The organism is Curtobacterium sp. Csp1 (assembly GCF_013347185.1).
In genome coordinates this window covers 823,244-839,221 of the sequence record NZ_CP054594.1, presented here as the reverse complement: position 1 = coordinate 839,221, position 15,978 = coordinate 823,244, and the positions used below count along the sequence as shown (strand labels likewise).

17 protein-coding genes are annotated in these 15,978 nt (G+C 73.3%); 10 read left to right on the top strand and 7 right to left on the bottom strand.

Annotation, left to right across the window (positions count from 1 at the left end; all coding sequences use genetic code 11):
* Positions 1-24: 24 nt before the first annotated feature.
* The 5 genes from rpoB to HUN58_RS04150 form a co-directional block, all read right to left on the bottom strand.
* Positions 25-3,513: a DNA-directed RNA polymerase subunit beta gene (rpoB, locus tag HUN58_RS04170; RefSeq protein WP_180225974.1), complete on the bottom strand. Its 3,489-nt coding sequence runs from the start codon at positions 3,511-3,513 to the stop codon at positions 25-27.
* A gap of 336 nt (positions 3,514-3,849) precedes the next feature.
* Entirely contained in the window at positions 3,850-4,395 is a 546-nt protein-coding gene (locus tag HUN58_RS04165; RefSeq protein ID WP_114849337.1) for a hypothetical protein, read from the bottom strand.
* A 296-nt stretch (positions 4,396-4,691) separates the two neighbouring features.
* Positions 4,692-5,345 carry a response regulator transcription factor gene (locus HUN58_RS04160; protein WP_141859335.1) on the bottom strand — a complete coding sequence of 218 codons (654 nt, stop codon included), beginning with the start codon at positions 5,343-5,345 and terminating at the stop codon, positions 4,692-4,694.
* Complete coding sequence (locus HUN58_RS04155; RefSeq protein WP_180225551.1) at positions 5,342-6,511, bottom strand: sensor histidine kinase; 1,170 nt, start codon at positions 6,509-6,511, stop codon at positions 5,342-5,344. The genes HUN58_RS04160 and HUN58_RS04155 overlap by 4 nt, the downstream gene beginning before the upstream one ends.
* Positions 6,508-7,008 (bottom strand): hypothetical protein, encoded by a 501-nt coding sequence (locus HUN58_RS04150; protein ID WP_114849334.1) that lies wholly within the window; start codon positions 7,006-7,008, stop codon positions 6,508-6,510. The genes HUN58_RS04155 and HUN58_RS04150 overlap by 4 nt, the downstream gene beginning before the upstream one ends.
* Positions 7,009-7,140: 132 nt before the next feature.
* On the opposite strand from HUN58_RS04150, the gene HUN58_RS04145 reads away from it, so the two are divergent.
* The 6 genes from HUN58_RS04145 to HUN58_RS04120 all read left to right on the top strand — a co-directional run bounded on the left by HUN58_RS04145 (position 7,141) and on the right by HUN58_RS04120 (position 12,509).
* Complete coding sequence (locus HUN58_RS04145) at positions 7,141-7,983, top strand: spermidine synthase (protein WP_180225550.1); 843 nt, start codon at positions 7,141-7,143, stop codon at positions 7,981-7,983.
* 294 nt (positions 7,984-8,277) lie between these two features.
* On the top strand, positions 8,278-9,015 hold the full coding sequence (locus tag HUN58_RS04140; RefSeq protein WP_141859341.1) for a hypothetical protein: 738 nt from the start codon (positions 8,278-8,280) through the stop codon (positions 9,013-9,015).
* Positions 9,016-9,138: 123 nt separating this feature from the next.
* The gene (locus HUN58_RS04135; protein WP_058742817.1) at positions 9,139-9,981 is read left to right on the top strand and encodes a hypothetical protein; all 843 of its coding nucleotides are present in this window, start codon (positions 9,139-9,141) and stop codon (positions 9,979-9,981) included.
* Positions 9,978-10,439, top strand: coding sequence for a SprT-like domain-containing protein (locus HUN58_RS04130; protein ID WP_180225973.1), 462 nt, complete (start codon positions 9,978-9,980; stop codon positions 10,437-10,439). The genes HUN58_RS04135 and HUN58_RS04130 overlap by 4 nt, the downstream gene beginning before the upstream one ends.
* Positions 10,440-10,486: 47 nt before the next feature.
* On the top strand, positions 10,487-11,182 hold the full coding sequence (locus HUN58_RS04125) for a CGNR zinc finger domain-containing protein (protein ID WP_058742815.1): 696 nt from the start codon (positions 10,487-10,489) through the stop codon (positions 11,180-11,182).
* A gap of 73 nt (positions 11,183-11,255) precedes the next feature.
* Positions 11,256-12,509 (top strand): Nramp family divalent metal transporter, encoded by a 1,254-nt coding sequence (locus tag HUN58_RS04120; RefSeq protein WP_180225972.1) that lies wholly within the window; start codon positions 11,256-11,258, stop codon positions 12,507-12,509.
* A 26-nt stretch (positions 12,510-12,535) separates the two neighbouring features.
* On the opposite strand, the gene HUN58_RS04115 is transcribed toward HUN58_RS04120, so the two are convergent.
* Complete coding sequence (locus tag HUN58_RS04115; RefSeq protein WP_058742825.1) at positions 12,536-12,838, bottom strand: DUF427 domain-containing protein; 303 nt, start codon at positions 12,836-12,838, stop codon at positions 12,536-12,538.
* A 50-nt stretch (positions 12,839-12,888) separates the two neighbouring features.
* Positions 12,889-13,509 carry a hypothetical protein gene (locus HUN58_RS04110; protein WP_175326882.1) on the bottom strand — a complete coding sequence of 207 codons (621 nt, stop codon included), beginning with the start codon at positions 13,507-13,509 and terminating at the stop codon, positions 12,889-12,891.
* A gap of 110 nt (positions 13,510-13,619) precedes the next feature.
* On the opposite strand from HUN58_RS04110, the gene HUN58_RS04105 reads away from it, so the two are divergent.
* The 4 genes from HUN58_RS04105 to HUN58_RS04090 all read left to right on the top strand — a co-directional run bounded on the left by HUN58_RS04105 (position 13,620) and on the right by HUN58_RS04090 (position 15,901).
* Positions 13,620-14,252 carry a GNAT family N-acetyltransferase gene (locus HUN58_RS04105; protein ID WP_180225971.1) on the top strand — a complete coding sequence of 211 codons (633 nt, stop codon included), beginning with the start codon at positions 13,620-13,622 and terminating at the stop codon, positions 14,250-14,252.
* 69 nt (positions 14,253-14,321) lie between these two features.
* A complete protein-coding gene (locus tag HUN58_RS04100) occupies positions 14,322-14,801 on the top strand; it encodes a hypothetical protein (RefSeq protein ID WP_058742811.1) in 480 nt (159 codons plus the stop codon).
* Between the two features lie 136 nt (positions 14,802-14,937).
* Positions 14,938-15,507 (top strand): DUF1684 domain-containing protein, encoded by a 570-nt coding sequence (locus HUN58_RS04095; RefSeq protein WP_180226093.1) that lies wholly within the window; start codon positions 14,938-14,940, stop codon positions 15,505-15,507.
* Between the two features lie 34 nt (positions 15,508-15,541).
* A complete protein-coding gene (locus tag HUN58_RS04090; RefSeq protein ID WP_229666987.1) occupies positions 15,542-15,901 on the top strand; it encodes a GntR family transcriptional regulator in 360 nt (119 codons plus the stop codon).
* Positions 15,902-15,978 lie beyond the last annotated feature (77 nt).

Sequence of the window (15,978 nt, the reverse complement as noted above, 5' to 3'; positions counted from 1 at the left end):
GAGACGTGTCGGTGCGGGCGGGGATCAGATGTCGTCGACGGAGGACGACTCGAACCGCGAGGAGATGTTGATGCCGAGCTCTTCAGCGGCACGGAAGACCTCGTCGTCCGTGTCGCGGAGGCTGACCGCCTGGCCGTCGGCCGAGAGGACCTCGACGTTCAGGCAGAGCGACTGCATCTCCTTCATGAGGACCTTGAACGACTCGGGGATGCCCGGCTCCTGGATGTTCTCGCCCTTGACGATCGCCTCGTAGACCTTCACGCGGCCGAGGATGTCGTCGGACTTGATCGTCAGGAGCTCCTGGAGGGCGTAGGCGGCGCCGTACGCTTCGAGCGCCCACACCTCCATCTCACCGAATCGCTGGCCACCGAACTGCGCCTTACCACCCAGCGGCTGCTGCGTGATCATCGAGTACGGACCGGTCGAACGGGCGTGGATCTTGTCGTCGACCAGGTGGTGCAGCTTGAGGATGTACATGTAGCCGACCGAGACGGGCTCCGGGAACGGCTCGCCGGAGCGGCCGTCGAAGAGCTGCGCCTTGCCGGAGGAGCCGATCAGGCGCTCCCCGTCGCGGTTCGGGAGCGTGGAGTCGAGGAGGCCCTCGATCTCGCGCTCGTACGCACCGTCGAACACCGGGGTGGCGACCTTCGTGCCGGGCTCCGCGTGGCGGGCGGCCTCGGGGAGGGCGGACGCCCACTCCTGGATGCCCTCGACGTTCCAGCCCTGCTTCGCGAGCCACCCGAGGTGGATCTCGAGGACCTGGCCGAAGTTCATGCGGCCGGGGACGCCGAGCGGGTTGAGCACGATGTCGACCGGGGTGCCGTCCGCCAGGAACGGCATGTCCTCGACCGGCAGGATCGTCGAGATGACGCCCTTGTTGCCGTGACGGCCGGCGAGCTTGTCACCGGCGGTGATCTTGCGCTTCTGGGCGATGTAGACGACCACGCGCTGGTTCACGCCGGAGCCGAGCTCGTCGTCACCGTCCTGTGCGTCGAAGACCTTGACGCCGATGATCGTGCCCTCTTCACCGTGGGGCACCTTCAGCGAAGTGTCGCGCACCTCGCGCGACTTCTCGTTGAAGATCGCGCGGAGCAGGCGCTCCTCGGCGGAGAGCTCGGTCTCGCCCTTCGGCGTGACCTTGCCGACCAGGATGTCGCCGGGGCGGACCTCGGCACCGATGCGGATGATGCCGCGCTCGTCGAGGTCGGCCAGGAGGTCCGGGCTGACGTTCGGCAGGTCGCGGGTGATCTCTTCCTTGCCGAGCTTGGTGTCGCGGGCGTCGACCTCGTACTCCTCGATGTGGATCGAGGAGAGCGTGTCGTCCTTCACGAGGTTCTGCGACAGGATCATCGCGTCCTCGTAGTTGTAGCCCTCCCACGGCATGAACGCGACGAGGAGGTTCTTGCCGAGCGCGAGCTCGCCGTTCTCCGTCGCGGGGCCGTCGGCGATGACCTCGCCCTGCTCCACGCGCTCGCCTGCGGAGACGATGACGCGGTGGTTGTAGCTCGTGCCCTGGTTCGAGCGGTCGAACTTGCGCAGGTAGTAGGTCTGCGTGCCGCCCTCGTCGAGCTGCAGGGTCACGGCGTCGGCCGAGACCTCGGAGACCACACCGGCCTTGTCGGCGGTGACGACGTCACCGGCGTCGATGGCGGTGTAGCCCTCCATGCCGGTGCCGACGAGCGGCGACTCGGAACGCAGGAGCGGCACGGCCTGGCGCTGCATGTTCGCACCCATGAGGGCGCGGTTCGCGTCGTCGTGCTCGAGGAACGGGATGAGCGAGGTCGCGACCGACACCATCTGGCGCGGCGAGACGTCCATGTAGTCGACCTCGTCCTTGCCGACGAGCTCGACCTCGCCGCCCTTCTTCCGCACGAGGACCTTGTCGTCCGCGAAGTGGAAGGAGTCGGTGAGCGGCGCGTTGGCCTGGGCGACGACGAAGTCGTCCTCTTCCGATGCCGTCAGGTAGTCGATCTGGGTGGTGACCTGACCGTTCACGACCCGGCGGTAGGGCGTCTCGATGAAGCCGAACGAGTTGATCCGACCGAAGGACGCGAGCGAGCCGATCAGGCCGATGTTCGGGCCTTCCGGGGTCTCGATCGGGCACATGCGGCCGTAGTGCGACGGGTGGACGTCGCGGACCTCGACGCCGGCACGCTCACGGGACAGACCACCCGGGCCGAGGGCCGACAGGCGACGCTTGTGCGTCAGACCCGCGAGCGGGTTGTTCTGGTCCATGAACTGCGACAGCTGGGACGTCCCGAAGAACTCCTTGATCGCAGCCACGACGGGACGCACGTTGATGAGCGTCTGCGGCGTGATGGCCTCGATGTCCTGCGTGGTCATGCGCTCGCGGACGACGCGCTCCATGCGGGACAGACCCGTGCGGACCTGGTTCTGGATGAGCTCGCCCACCGCGCGGATGCGACGGTTGCCGAAGTGGTCGATGTCGTCCACGTCGAGGCGGAGCTGGACGGGCTCGCCGTCGCGGACACCGTCGAGCGTGGTCTTCTCGGCGTGCAGCGAGACGAGGTACTTGATCGTGCGGACGATGTCCTGCACGGAGAGCACCGAGTCCGACAGCGGCGCGTCGATGCCGAGCTTGCGGTCGAGCTTGTAGCGACCGACCTTGGCCAGGTCGTAGCGCTTCGGGTTGAAGTAGAAGTTGTCGAGGAGCGCACGCGCGGCCTCGGCGGCGACCTGCTCGCCCGGACCCAGCTTGCGGTAGATGTCCTTGAGCGCCTCTTCCTTCGTCAGGACGGCGTCCTTCTCGAGCGTCGACTCGATCGAGGCGAAGCCCTGGAACTCCTCCATGATCTCCTCGCTCGTCAGGCCGAGGGCCTTGAGGAAGACGGTCACGGACTGCTTGCGCTTGCGGTCGATGCGCACGCCCACCTGGTCGCGCTTGTCGATCTCGAACTCGAGCCAGGCACCGCGCGAGGGGATGATGCGCGCGGAGTAGATGTCCTTGTCGGACGTCTTCTCCTGCTGGCGCTCGAAGTACACGCCCGGCGAGCGGACGAGCTGCGAGACGACGACGCGCTCGGTGCCGTTGATGATGAACGTGCCGCGCTCGGTCATGAGCGGGAAGTCGCCCATGAAGACGGTCTGCGTCTTGATCTCACCGGTCATGTGGTTCATGAACTCGGCGTTGACGTAGAGCGGAGCGGCGTAGGTCTTGCCGCGCTCCTTGCACTCGTCGATGGAGTACTTCGGGTCCTCGAGCTCCGGGGACGTGAACGAGAGCTGCATCGTCTCGCCGAGGTCCTCGATCGGGGAGATCTCCTCGAAGATCTCCTCGAGGCCGGAGTGCAGTGCGAGGTCGGTGCGACCCTGCTCCTGTCCCTCGGCGAGGCGGGCCTTCCAGACGTCGTTGCCGACGAGCCAGTCGAAGCTCTCCGTCTGGAGTGCGAGCAGATCAGGGACCGTGAGCGTGTCCGTGATCTTGGCGAACGAGAGTCGCGAGTGGTTGCGACCGTTCTTGGGGTTGGTGGATGCGTTGGGCGCAGCAGCCAAGGGTGTGACCTCCGGTAGGCCCCGTCGGGCCGGTACTGACGAGCAGCACGTAGGTGAGTGGATTGATCGCTCGGCGCGACCCCGGGACCGACACACGGTGCACAGCCGGACGAGCGTCCGGTTGGACTTGTGCGAAGATCGGTGAGCGGGACCCGCCGCCATATACGGGACCGGCTGCACCAGGGCGCGTGTTCGACCGCAATATGACGACACACGAATGCCAGGGAGCGCGAACTGCAATCATAGGTCGCCCTGACCCGCGCTGTCCAGTCCTGGCTTGACCGGATTCGTCGCAGGCGTGTATAAGGCGCCGGCCACCCGGCGCCGGGACCGATCTCAGTCGTCGAGCGCGTGCAGGACGCGCTCCGGCTCCTCGGCCCGCACGAACGTCACGCGGCCGCGGTCGTCCGTGATGCGCACGCCCCGTCCCGGCGTCAGGATGAGGGCACGGACGCCCCGTCGGACGCGCAGGCCGAGCCCGCCGTACGTGGCCGCGTCCGCCTCGACGACCGCGACGTCGGCGATCCGCCGGCGGTCGATCCGGCGTGCGGGGAGCGGCCGGAAACGCAGCACGACGTCGGTGTCGGTCACCGCGATGCGCGTCCGCGCGAGGAGCAGCAGGGCACCGCCGACGAGCGCCACGACACCGGGCACCAGGAGCGCGACCTCCGGTGCGTCTCCGGGCCAGCCGAGCACGGCCGCGGTCAGCGCACCGCCGCCGAGCAGCAGGACCGCGCCGAGCGCGCGCATCCAGGTGGGTGCCGATTCGCCGTCGGCGGCCACGGGCGCGTGGGTGGCGGTCGGCCGGGAGGCACGGGTCGTCCGGGTGGGTCGGGTCGCCTCGGCGGGGCGGAACGTCGGGACGCTCACGGTGTCGGTCACGGGGTACTCCTGCGGGTGGGGCCGGTCGCGTGCCGCGCAGGGGGAGGTCGGCGCACGCGTGGGGCGGTGCGCCGTCGCACGTCGAGGGGGCGGCGCACGCATGGCGCACGCCGGCGGCGCGGGGAGGGCCGGTCCGTGCGGCACCCGCGTGGGGAGGGTGGCGTGCGGTGGGGGTCCTGGCCGCGTCGTGGTCACGTCGACAGGCGGATTGCTCGACACCTGTCGGGTGACGACCGGGTGAACGGTACGTGACGACCCTTGACGTCGGCTGGGTCGGCCGTGGCGTCGCGCCGGGGTCAGCGCAGGACGAGGGCGACGGCCTCCGCGCGGGTGCGGACGCCGAGCTTCGCGAAGACCTGGTTGACGTAGGACTTCACGGTGGGGACGGTCAGGAACAGCTCGGCGGCGATCTCCGGGTTCGTCCGACCGGCCGCGATGCGCTCGAGCACGTCGGCCTCGCGCGGGGTCAGCTCCGGGAAGCGGTCCCGCAGCGGGGTCGGCGCGGTCGGGGACGGGGCGGTCGGGGACAGGGCGGCGAGCTGGGCGACGAGGCGCGCGCCGACCTCGGCGTCGAAGGTGGCCTGCCCGGTCGCGACCGCCCGGATCGCCGTCGCGAGCTCCGCGCGCCCGGCGTCCTTCGTCAGGTACCCGCGCGCACCGGCGCGGAGCGCGCCGACGATGGAGTCGTCGTCGGCGTAGGTGGTCAGGACGAGCACCGCGACGCCCGGGTGCGACCGGGCGATCGACGCCGTCGCGGTCGGGCCGTCCGTCCCGGGCATCCGCAGGTCCATGAGCACGACGTCCGGCGGGTCGGCCGCGACCATCGCGATCGCCTCGGCGCCGTCCGCCGCCTCGCCCACCACCTGCAGGTCGGGGACGAGCGACAGCACCGTCACCAGCCCGTCCCGCACGATCGCCTGGTCGTCCACCACGAGCACCCGGATCGTCACGCGGTCACCGCCGGCACCCGCATCGCGACGACGAACTCGGGACCAGCCGTACCGGCCTCGACCCCCGAGTCGTCGCCGAGTTCGGCGAAGCGCTCCCGCATCCCGGCGAGCCCGTGCCCGTCGCCGGGACCACCCGCTCCACCGGCGGGGTCGAGGGGGTTCGTCACGGTCACCCGCACGGCGGAGCCGTCCCGGTCGACCGACAGCACCACGGGACGACCGGGGGCGTGCCTGCGGGCGTTGCTCAGTGCCTCCCGGACGGCCGCGACCACGACGTGCCGGTGGGCCGCGTCGACGGCGGTGAGCGCCTGGTCGCCGTGCGTGGTGAGGGTCCCGCCGAAGGAGCGGTGCGCCGCGACCAGCGCGGACAGATCCGTCGGCTGCTCCGGGGCGGGCGGGACGGTGTCGTCGCGCAGCGCGTGCACGGCCCGCCGCGCCTCGGCGAGTCCGCTCGCGGCGAGGGCGCGGGCGGCTCCGGCGCGGCGGGTGGCCTCGTCGACGCGGCCGGCCTCGAGCAGGGCCTCCACCGCGTCGAGCTGGAGCACGAGCCCGCCGAGGGAGTGCGCGAGCACGTCGTGCACGTCCCGCGCGGTGCGCGCCCGGTCCGCCAGGAGCTGGGCGCGCTGCTGCTCGGCCTCGGCTTGACGGGTGCGCTCCTCGGCGATCCGGAGCTGCCGGCGGCTGAAGCCGACCACGGCGGCGAGCAGCACGCCCGCGCCGGTGCCGAGGACGACCGAGACCGGGGCGGCGAGTGCCGCGGCGGTCCCCGCGACGAGGACCACGGCGACGACCGCCGCGAGCGGACCGGCCCACACCGGCTGCAGGCGGCTCGCGCCGATCACGACGACGGCCACCAGCGGGATCGCGACCATCACGGTGCGCGAGGGGACGACGACCGCGGAGCCGGCGACGACCATGACCCAGGTCGCCACGAGGAGCACCCGCTCGGTCCGGGCGACGACCCGCAGCAGCCACGCGGCGAGCGCCACCACCCCGAGGGTCCACACCCACGCGGCGGCTCCGTCGTCGAGCACGGCGCGGACGAACCAGTACCCGACGACCACGATGCCGGACAGGTTGAGGACGCGGGTGAGCGCGGAGCCGGACCGGCCCCGCACGGGGTCGGTCCGGGCGGCGGTCCTCGAGGGTCCGGGTCCGGCGGTCACCGGACCATCATGCCGCGGGCGGCACGCGGGATCCGCTGATCGACGACCAGGGCACGGGCGGCCCGGTTGAGCGCGAGGACCAGGAGGATCGCACCCGTGGAGGTCAGCAGGTGCGCGCCGAGGTGGCCGCCGAGCACGTCGAGACCGACCCGGACGACGATGAGCAGCAGCCAGAGCCCTGCCCCGGCCCAGCCCGTGCGGGCCTGCAGGGTGCGACCCTCGTCGTCGGGCGCCCCGGCGGTCCGGAAGCGCGTCATGCCGCCCATCGCCAGACCGGCGGCGACGCTCACGAGAGCCTCGATGCCCAGGAACAGCACGTCGAGCGTCGTCACCGCGGCGGCGGACTGCGCGAGCACCACGATCCCGACGACGCCGAGGACGAGCGGCGTCCGCCAGACCCGGGCAGGGTCGAGGTACTGCCAGGTGGCCTGGCGGTAGGCGAGGAACCCGACGAGGGCGAGGCCGATGACGATGTTCGCGAGGAGCTGGACGGACACGGTGTCCCCTTCCGGTGGTCGACCGGCGGGGGTCCCCGACCGGTGACACCAGCCTCGCGAGCGCACGGCGTCGGGCACACCACCCGTGGGTGGTGGTCCGGGTGGGGGTCGGCGGTGGTGTTCCATGGGGGCATGGCAGATGCGTTCGACGGGTTCCGGATCGGTGCTGGGTGGGCCTCGGTCGAGCCGGACCGGCACCGCCCGGGGTCCTTCACGCTCGTCGTCGACGGGACGCCGCAGTCGCACGTCGACCTCGAGGACCCGACGCACCTGGCCTTCGAGTACATCCGGCGGATCGGGCACGCGATCGACCTGCTCCCCGGTGGGCCGATCACGGCGCTGCACCTCGGCGCGGGCGCCCTGACGCTCCCCCGGTACGTCGCGGTGACCCGGCCGGGGTCCCGGCAGCAGGTCGTCGAGCTCGAGCGGGACCTGGTGGACCACGTCCGCGAGGCCCTGCCGTTCCCCCGAGGGGCGTCGATCCGGGTCCGGTACGGCGACGCCCGCGAGGTCCTCGGCAAGCTGCCCGCCGGGCTCCGCGGCACCGTGGACCTCGCGGTCGTCGACGTCTTCGGCGGCTCGCGGATCCCGGCGCACGTGACGAGCGTCGAGTTCTACCGGTCGGTCGCCGAGTTCCTGTCGCCCATCGGGATCGTCGCGGTGAACGTCGCGGACGGCGCCGGGCTGGCCTTCGCCCGGGGGCAGGCGGCGACCCTGCAGGCGGTGCTGCCCTCGGTGGCGGCCGTCGCGGACACCGGGATGCTCAAGGGCCGGCGGTTCGGGAACATCGTGCTGCTCGGGTCGCCGTCCGACCTGCCCGTGGCCGACATGCCCCGCCTCTACTCGTCCGACCCGCTGCCGTCGAAGGTCGTGCACGGGGCCGAGCTCCGGGCGTTCACGGCGGGGGCGCCGGTCGTCACGGACCAGACGGCGGTGGCGTCGCCGGAGCCGAACCGGAGCGTGTTCGGGGGCTGACGCCGGGCGGGCGCGCGGGGCGGGGCGGGCGCGGCCACGATCCTCCAGGCCGGGGCGGCGGATGCCGCTGCGGCGGGTGGCGGTGCAGCGGGTGCCGCTGTCGTGCGTCACCGCCGCTGTCGTACGACGTCCGCGATGACGCGCGAGCCGCACGCGCGCGACCGGTACCGGCCGGTCCACCCGGGGGACACGGTCCGCGCGTCCGGTCGGGCGGATCCGGTCGCGGGCGGACGTCGGCTGCCAGGATGGGGGACACGACCGCGCAGCAGCGCGACCGAGCAAGGGAGTCCCCTGATGACGAACGACGACCGGAGCAACGAGGACCGGACGGGTGACGGCCGCGCACCGAGCTGGGGCGAGGCACCGCAGCACGGGTCGGCCGACCGCGCCGGGGACCTGCCCCGCCACGGCGAGCGCGACGACGCCCCGCGGTACGGGCAGCGCAGCGACGAGCGAGCGGACGCTCCGCGGTACGGCGAGCGGTCCGATGCGCCGCGATGGGGCGAGCAGCACGGCGACCGTGACGGCCGCCCGGCCGACTCCCCCACGTGGGGCGAGCAGCACGGGTCGCACCAGCCCTACGCCGCCGCGGCCGCACCGACGAGCGCGAACGCCCCGGCGTGGCAGTCCTACGACGAGCCGAAGCGCAAGAAGAAGACCGCCGGCGTCGTCGCGTTCGTGGTCGCGATCGTCGCACTCGTCGTCGGCGTGATCGGTGGGTTCCTGTTCGGGTCCGCCATCGCGACCAGCCAGGCCTTCGAGGAGGTCCTGCGGAACGGCGGCGACGCCAACGCGCTCGGCCCCGACGCGTTCCGCGACCTGCAGGGCAACGCGAGCATCATCGCGGCGGCGCTCCTGTTCGTCCTCGGCACCGTGCTCGGTCTGTGGGCGATCATCCAGGCGATCGTCGCGATGGCGACCGGGCGTGGCCGCGTCTGGGGTGTGCTCGCCCTCGTGATCGCCGTCGTCGGCGTGTTCGCCTTCGTCGTCACGTACTCCGTCGTCGCCGGTGCCTCGGTGATGGGTGGCTGAGCTTCCCTGGTCTCCGGACCGACGGCCCGTCCTGCACCCGCAGGGCGGGCCGTCGTCGTGTCTCGTGCCCCCCGTGCGCGTGGCACCGCCCGCTCAGGGGGTGCCGCGGCTACCCTCGAACCGATGTCCCTCCCGCCCGACGACCGCCAGCAGCCCGACCGCGCCGACAGCGCCCGGGAGCCCCGCCATGCCGCTCCGGTGACCGCCGGTGTCAGCCCGGGGAGCACCTTCGCGCCGATCAGCCTGCGCCCCGCCGTCGACGCCGAGGCCGTGCAGCAGCGCCTGCGTGACCTCGGGCAGAGCCGCAGCACCGAGGCGCTCGCCGAGCGTGCCGAGCTCCTCCGGCTGCTCGGGCGGCTCGACGAGTCCCTCGTGGTCGCGGAGGAGGTCTTCCGGCTGACGATGTTCACCGGGGAGCGGTCCGACAAGGTCGCCTCGCGGATCCGTCGCGCCCACGTGCTGCACGACCTCGGGCGGTACGAGCGTGCCGCGTCCGAGGCCGCCATGGCCCGGGACACCGCCAGGACCGAGGAGTGGCCGGAGCTCGAGGGCGCCGCCGCCGAGCTCGAGGGCTGGTCGCTGTTCGAGCTCTCGCGGTTCGACGAGGCCCGGTCCGCACTGTCCCGGGCGTACCAGGCGTTCCGGCAGGCCGGTGCCCCGTCCGAGCGCACCGACGCCCTGCAGACGGCGATCGAGGCGGCGCTCCGCGCGGTCGCCGCGCAGCCGCGTGAGCAGACGGAGCAGCCCCGCACGGCCCGCGAGGTCGCCGCACGCCGGGCCGAGGACGAGACGCCCACCACGCGCGTCGCCGAGCCCGTGAAGCAGGTTCCCCCGGTGCGCCGCCGGGTGCTCGGCGCTCCCGACGCCGCCCGGACCGACGCCGACGACATCTGGGGCCGGATCGCCGCGAAGGCCGCGCAGAAGGGCCAGGCACCGCGGGACGACCGCGGCGACGACCTGCGGTGACCGCGCCCGACGTCGTCCGACGGCGAGCGGAGGAGCTCATCGCCGCCCACCTCGGGCACGGCACGTGGACGTTCGCGTTCGACCACGCGAAGACCCGGGCCGGACAGTGCGACTTCGGCCGGCACCGCATCACCGTGAGCCGGCACATCGCCGCGCGGGCGTCGGACGCCGACGTCGAGCAGGTCCTGCTCCACGAGGTCGCGCACGCCCTGGCGGGACCCCGGGCCGGGCACGGCCCCACCTGGCGCCGGACGGCCGCCGGCATCGGGTACACCGGATCGCGGCTGTACGCCGGGCCCGTGGCCTCGGAACTCGCGCCGTGGGTCGGCACCTGCCCCGCCGGGCACGAACACTTCCGGTACCGCACCCCCACCCGGCCGCTCGCGTGCGCGACGTGCTCCCGGCGGTTCGACCCGCGGAACCTCATCACCTGGGAGCGCCGCGCGGCTACCGCATGATCGGGTCCACCGGTGGAGGCGCGCCGGGGAGCCGTTAGCCTGGACGGATGCACACGGGGCAGCACATCCGGACGGACAGCGGGTCGTCGTGGTTCTTCGACGCCGGACGGATCGCCCTGGACTTCGCGCACACCGGCGGCTTCGCGGACGACCCCGACGCCCGGCGCCCCCGTGCCCGGCTCGGCGAGCTGCTCGTGACCCCGGCCGACCTGGACGAGTGGCTCGGCGACCACACCGAGCCGATCGACGTCGGCGCGACCGCGCGGGAGCTGCAGGACGCCCGGGCACTCCGGGCCGCGATCGGCCGCCTCGCGGTCGCCGCCGCTCCGGCCCCCGCGTCCACCGCCGCCGAGCGGACCGCGATCGGCGCCGGCCTCCGCGCGGGCACCGGTCGGACCCGTCCGGCCCCGGACGACATCGACACCGTGAACCTGTTCGCCGCGCTGCCCGACGTGCCGCCGAGCCTGCCCGGCGGGCGTCGTCGCGCCGGCGCGAACCGGGTCCGACTGGCGCAGGCGCTGTCGAGCGTCGCGCGGGACGCGGTCGCCCTGTTCACCGAGGTGGGCTTCGACGACCTCGCGGCGGACGGGCAGGCCACCCGGCTGAGCCGGTGCTCGGCCGACGACTGCGGCCTGGTCTTCTACGACTCCTCGCGCGGCGGGACCCGGCGCTGGTGCTCGATGCAGCGGTGCGGCAACCGGGCGAAGGTGCGGGCGCACCGGGCACGGCGCGCGGCGGCCTGACCCGGCCCGAGCCACCAGAACGCAGTCCGAACAAAAAGATTCGGCATGCCGAATCCTCTGGCATGCTGGGGGCATGTCCGACGTCTCGACCCCGCCGCGTGCCGCTGAGCGCACGCCCGCGAAGCGCGCCGCCGGCCTGACGCTGCTCGGCCCCGCGTTCGTCGCCGCCATCGCCTACGTCGACCCCGGCAACGTCGCAGCGAACCTCACGGCCGGGGCGCAGTACGGCTACCTGCTGCTCTGGGTGCTCGTCGCCGCGAACGCGAGTGCCGTCGTCGTGCAGTACCTGTCCGCGAAGCTCGGCGTCGTGACCGGGCGATCCCTCCCGGAGCACCTGGGCCTCCGGATGCGCCGCACCCCTCGGCTGCTGTTCTGGGCCCAGGCCGAGGTCGTCGCCGCCGCGACCGACGTGGCCGAGGTGATCGGTGGGGCACTCGCCCTGCACCTGCTCTTCGGGCTGCCGCTCGTCGCCGGCGGGCTCGTCACCGGGATCGTGTCGATGCTCATCCTGACGCTGCACAGCCGCCGCGGCACCCGCACCTTCGAGGCCGTCGTCACGACGATGCTCGCGATCCTGACGGTCGGCTTCTGCGCCGGGCTGCTCGTCGCGCCGGTGTCCCCGACGGAGCTGCTCGGCGGGCTCGTCCCGCGCTTCGAGGGCTCCGGCTCGGTGCTGCTCGCGGCGTCGATGCTCGGCGCGACCGTGATGCCGCACGCCGTGTACCTGCACTCGGCCCTCGCCCGGGACCGCCACGGCGACGTCCCGGCCGGACCCGAGCGTCGCCGGGTGCTCGTCGCGACGCGGTGGGACGTCGCCCTCGCGCTCGTGGTGGCCGGCGGCGTGAACATCTGCATGCTCGTCCTCGCCGCGGCGACGCTGCCGGGGGTCGCCGGCACCGACACCATCCCCGGTGCACAGCGGGCGATCGAGACGAACGTCGGTCCGGTCGTCGGCGTGCTGTTCGCGGTCGGACTCCTGGCGTCCGGGTTGGCCTCGACCTCGGTCGGCTGCATGGCCGGTGCCGAGATCATGCACGGACTGCTGCACGTCCGCGTGCCGCTCCTGGTCCGTCGGCTCGTGACGCTGGTGCCCGCGCTCGTCCTGCTCGCGGCGGGGGTGGACCCGACGATGCTGCTCGTGGTGAGCCAGGTCGTCCTGAGCTTCGGCATCGCGTTCGCGATCGTGCCCCTGGTCGTCTACACCTCGCGGCGGAGCGTCATGGGGGCCGACGTCAACGCCGTGGCGACCCGCGTCGTCGCGGCGGTCATCGCGCTCGTGATCGTGGCCCTGAACGTGACACTGGTCGCGCTCACCGTCACCGGCTGAGCGCGACCAGCGGGTCGGCAGTGGCGTCAGTCGACGACGCGGACGTCCTTCCAGAACGCGTAGTACCCGGAGTAGTCCTTGCCGACGCGGTCGAAGGACGACGGGATCGGCGTCGGGTACGACCAGGCCCGGTCCGGGAGCGGCTGCCCGTCCACGGTGACCGTGTAGTACTGCGTGTCGCCCTTCCACGGGCAGTGGTACTGGGTGTCGCTCTCGCTGAAGAACTCGGGCTTCACGCTCGACGGCGGGAAGTACCAGTTCCCCTCGATCTGGATGAGGTCCTCCTGCGGGGCCTCCGCGATCACGGTGTCGCCGACGACTGCCTTCATGACGTGCTCCTCCACTCACGGCGCCCGGTCGACGCCTGCGATCGGGAACGCTACGCGCGCGGACCCGATTCCCGCTGCGCGGCCGGTCGCAGCGTGACGAGGTCCGGCCCGGCGGCGAGCGCCGTCCGCACGTCCTCCGGGTCCAGGACCGCGGCCCCCTCGGCCGCGCTGACGAGGTGCCGGACCGCTCGGCGCAGTCCCGTGAACGCGGCACACGCGGCGGCGGCCTCCGGTGAGGTGTGGTCGATGCCGACCGCGACGAGGGCGTCGACCACGGCACCGGCGGCCAGCAGGTCCTCGACGGCCTGGTCGGGTGCATCAGCGCGGTCCGCCGTCTCGCCCGCGTCGTCGGCGGCGTCGGGATGCGCGTGCGTGCGCCCGGCGGCGACGATCGCGACCACGCACCGGTCACCACGCTCGGCCTGGAGGCGCGTCACGCGTTCCGCGACGGCGGTCGCGTCGCCGAGGTGGCCGAGCACGACCTCTGGGCCGTCCGGCACGCCCGTCACCGCGGCGCGCAGGGCGCGCAGCCGGTCGACGGGTGCGGTGCCGCGGCGGTCCGGGAGGACGTCCACCCAGACGACGAGGTGCGCGTCCCGGGCGATGCGCTCGGCGCCGGGCGTCCCCCACGCGAACCGGACCTGGTACTGCTCCTGCATGCGTGCTGCCACCCGCGACACGATAGCGGCCGCGGTCCGGCTGTCCGTTCCCACAGGCCCGGTCTCCACAGGTGCGGTCGAGCAGCCTCGGCACCCATCGCCCGACCGTAGGATCGGTGACCATGGAGATCGCCACCGTCCCCACCCTGCAAGGCGACCGCGTCACCCTCGAGCCCCTCGAGGCCGAGCACGCGGAGGACCTGCGGACGGCGGTCTCGGACGGCGACCTCTGGCGCACCTGGTACACGTCGGTGCCCGCCCCCGACGCGGTCGACGCCGAGATCGAGCGTCGTCTCGCCGAGCACGCCGCGGGGCGGATGCTGCCCTTCGCCGTGCGGGACCGGCCGACCGGGCGCGTGGTCGGGGCGACGACCTTCATGAACGTCGACACCGTGAACCGCCGGGTCGAGATCGGCCACACGTTCCTGGCCCGGGCGGCCCAGCGCACCGGGATCAACACCGAGGCGAAGCTACTCCTGCTCTCGCACGCGTTCGACGCCTGGCAGTGCATCGCGGTGGAGTTCCGCACGCACTGGCACAACCACCAGTCACGCGCGGCGATCGCCTCGCTCGGAGCGAAGCAGGACGGCGTCCTCCGCAGCCACTCGATCGGTCGCGACGGCACGCTCCGCGACACCGTGGTGTTCTCGATCACCGCGGCCGAGTGGCCGACCGTGCGCCTCGCCCTGTCCGAGCGGCTGCGCACCCGGGACCGTGCCGAGGGCTCGCGTCGCCGCGCTGCCCGACACGCCTGACCCCGGCTCCCCGAAGGCCGGTGCCGGCCCGACCCCGGCGTCCCAGCGTCGCCGCGTACCGTCACCGGCATGCACGTCGGTCTCCGCATCGTCCTCGACGCCCCGGTCGACGCCGTCCGCGACGCCCTGCTGTCGCCGTCGGTGATGGTCGCCGTCACGAAGCCGTTCCTGGTCTACCGGTCGCGCGCGGCTGGTGGGTTCCCGGAGCGCTGGACCCCGGGCAGGGCCGAGCCGATCACGGCCGCGGCGTTCGGCGTCGTGCCGAGCGGGGACACGCACGTCGACATCGACCTGTACGAGGTCCAGGGCGTCCCGGTGCAGCGGGACAACGGCGGCGGCGTGTCCGGACTGTTCGGCCGGATGGACATGGCACACCGGATGGCCACGGTCGACCTCGGCGACGGCCGGACCCTGCTGCTCGACCGCCTGACCTACCGGATGCGTCCGGCGATCCTCGGGCTCGCGCTCTGGCCGGGCATGTGGGTGATCTGGCAGTGGCGGGCGCTCCGGATGCGACAGCTCGCACCGACCTGGCGGGCCCCGCGCTGACGATCGCCGCCCGAGGTCGCCGCGGCGCTGGCACCGTCGACGGACCGCGGCGTACGCTCGACCCGTGAGCCAGACGCAGGAGCCGAGGGCCCGTGACCGCGTGCACAGCACGCTGGCCACCGTGGACTGGCGGCGGATGACCTTCGACCTCTACCGGCGGGTCCGCGCCACCTCGGACCCGGAGACCGCGCACGCGATGTGGCGGGAGACCCGGGACGCCATGTTCGGCGAGCACCCGGCGAGTCCGCTGCTGGACGAGGACGCCCGCGACTTCGAGGCCCTGCCCGTGCCGGACTACGACCCCGAGTGGCGCTTCCGGGCCCGCATCGAGCCCGCCGAGGAACTGGCGATGGACGTCGAGACGGGGACGGACGGCACGGTGCACTTCGACCGGCTCGGCGTCGTCCGGCTCCCCGGCATCGGGTCGCTCGACGTGTGGTCGCACGGCGGCTACGCGGGCGGTGTGTTCGTCCCGGTCAAGGACGCGAGCGCCGGTCGTGCGCGCGGGACCTACGGCGGCGGCCGGTACCTGCTCGACACGATCAAGGGCGCCGACCTCGGGGGCGACGACGGCGAGCTCGTGCTCGACTTCAACTTCGCGTACAACCCCTCGTGCGCGTACGACCCGGCGTGGGCGTGCCCGCTCGCGCCGCCCGGGAACACCGTCGCCGTGCCGATTACGGTCGGCGAGCAGTACGACTTCTGACCGAACGCAGGGACGGGACGCAAGGGTGGAGCGCATGACGGGACTCGTGGCCCTGGACGCCGGCGGCCGGGTGCCGCCGTTCGAGCAGGTGCGGTCGCAGATCGCGGCCCAGATCGGGGCCGGCTACCTGGTGGACGGCGAGCGGCTGCCGAGTGTCCGGGCGCTGGCCGAGGAGCTCGGGCTGGCCTCCGGGACCGTCGCCCGGGCGTACCAGATGCTCGAGGAGGCGGGTCTCGTGCACACCGCTCGCGGCGCCGGGACCCGGGTGGTGCGCCCGGCGGCCGTGCCGGACAGCGTCGCCGAGGCCGCACGCGCCCTCGTGGCCGCGGCGCGCGAGGCGGGCCTGTCCGCCGACCAGGCGGCAGTCGCCCTGCGCGAGGCCTGGCCCGCCTGACGCGACCGGTCCGCGCGACCCGGCCCCGATCCTCCCGGCCGTCACCCGCACTCCCGACCGCGGAACGCAACCTCGGC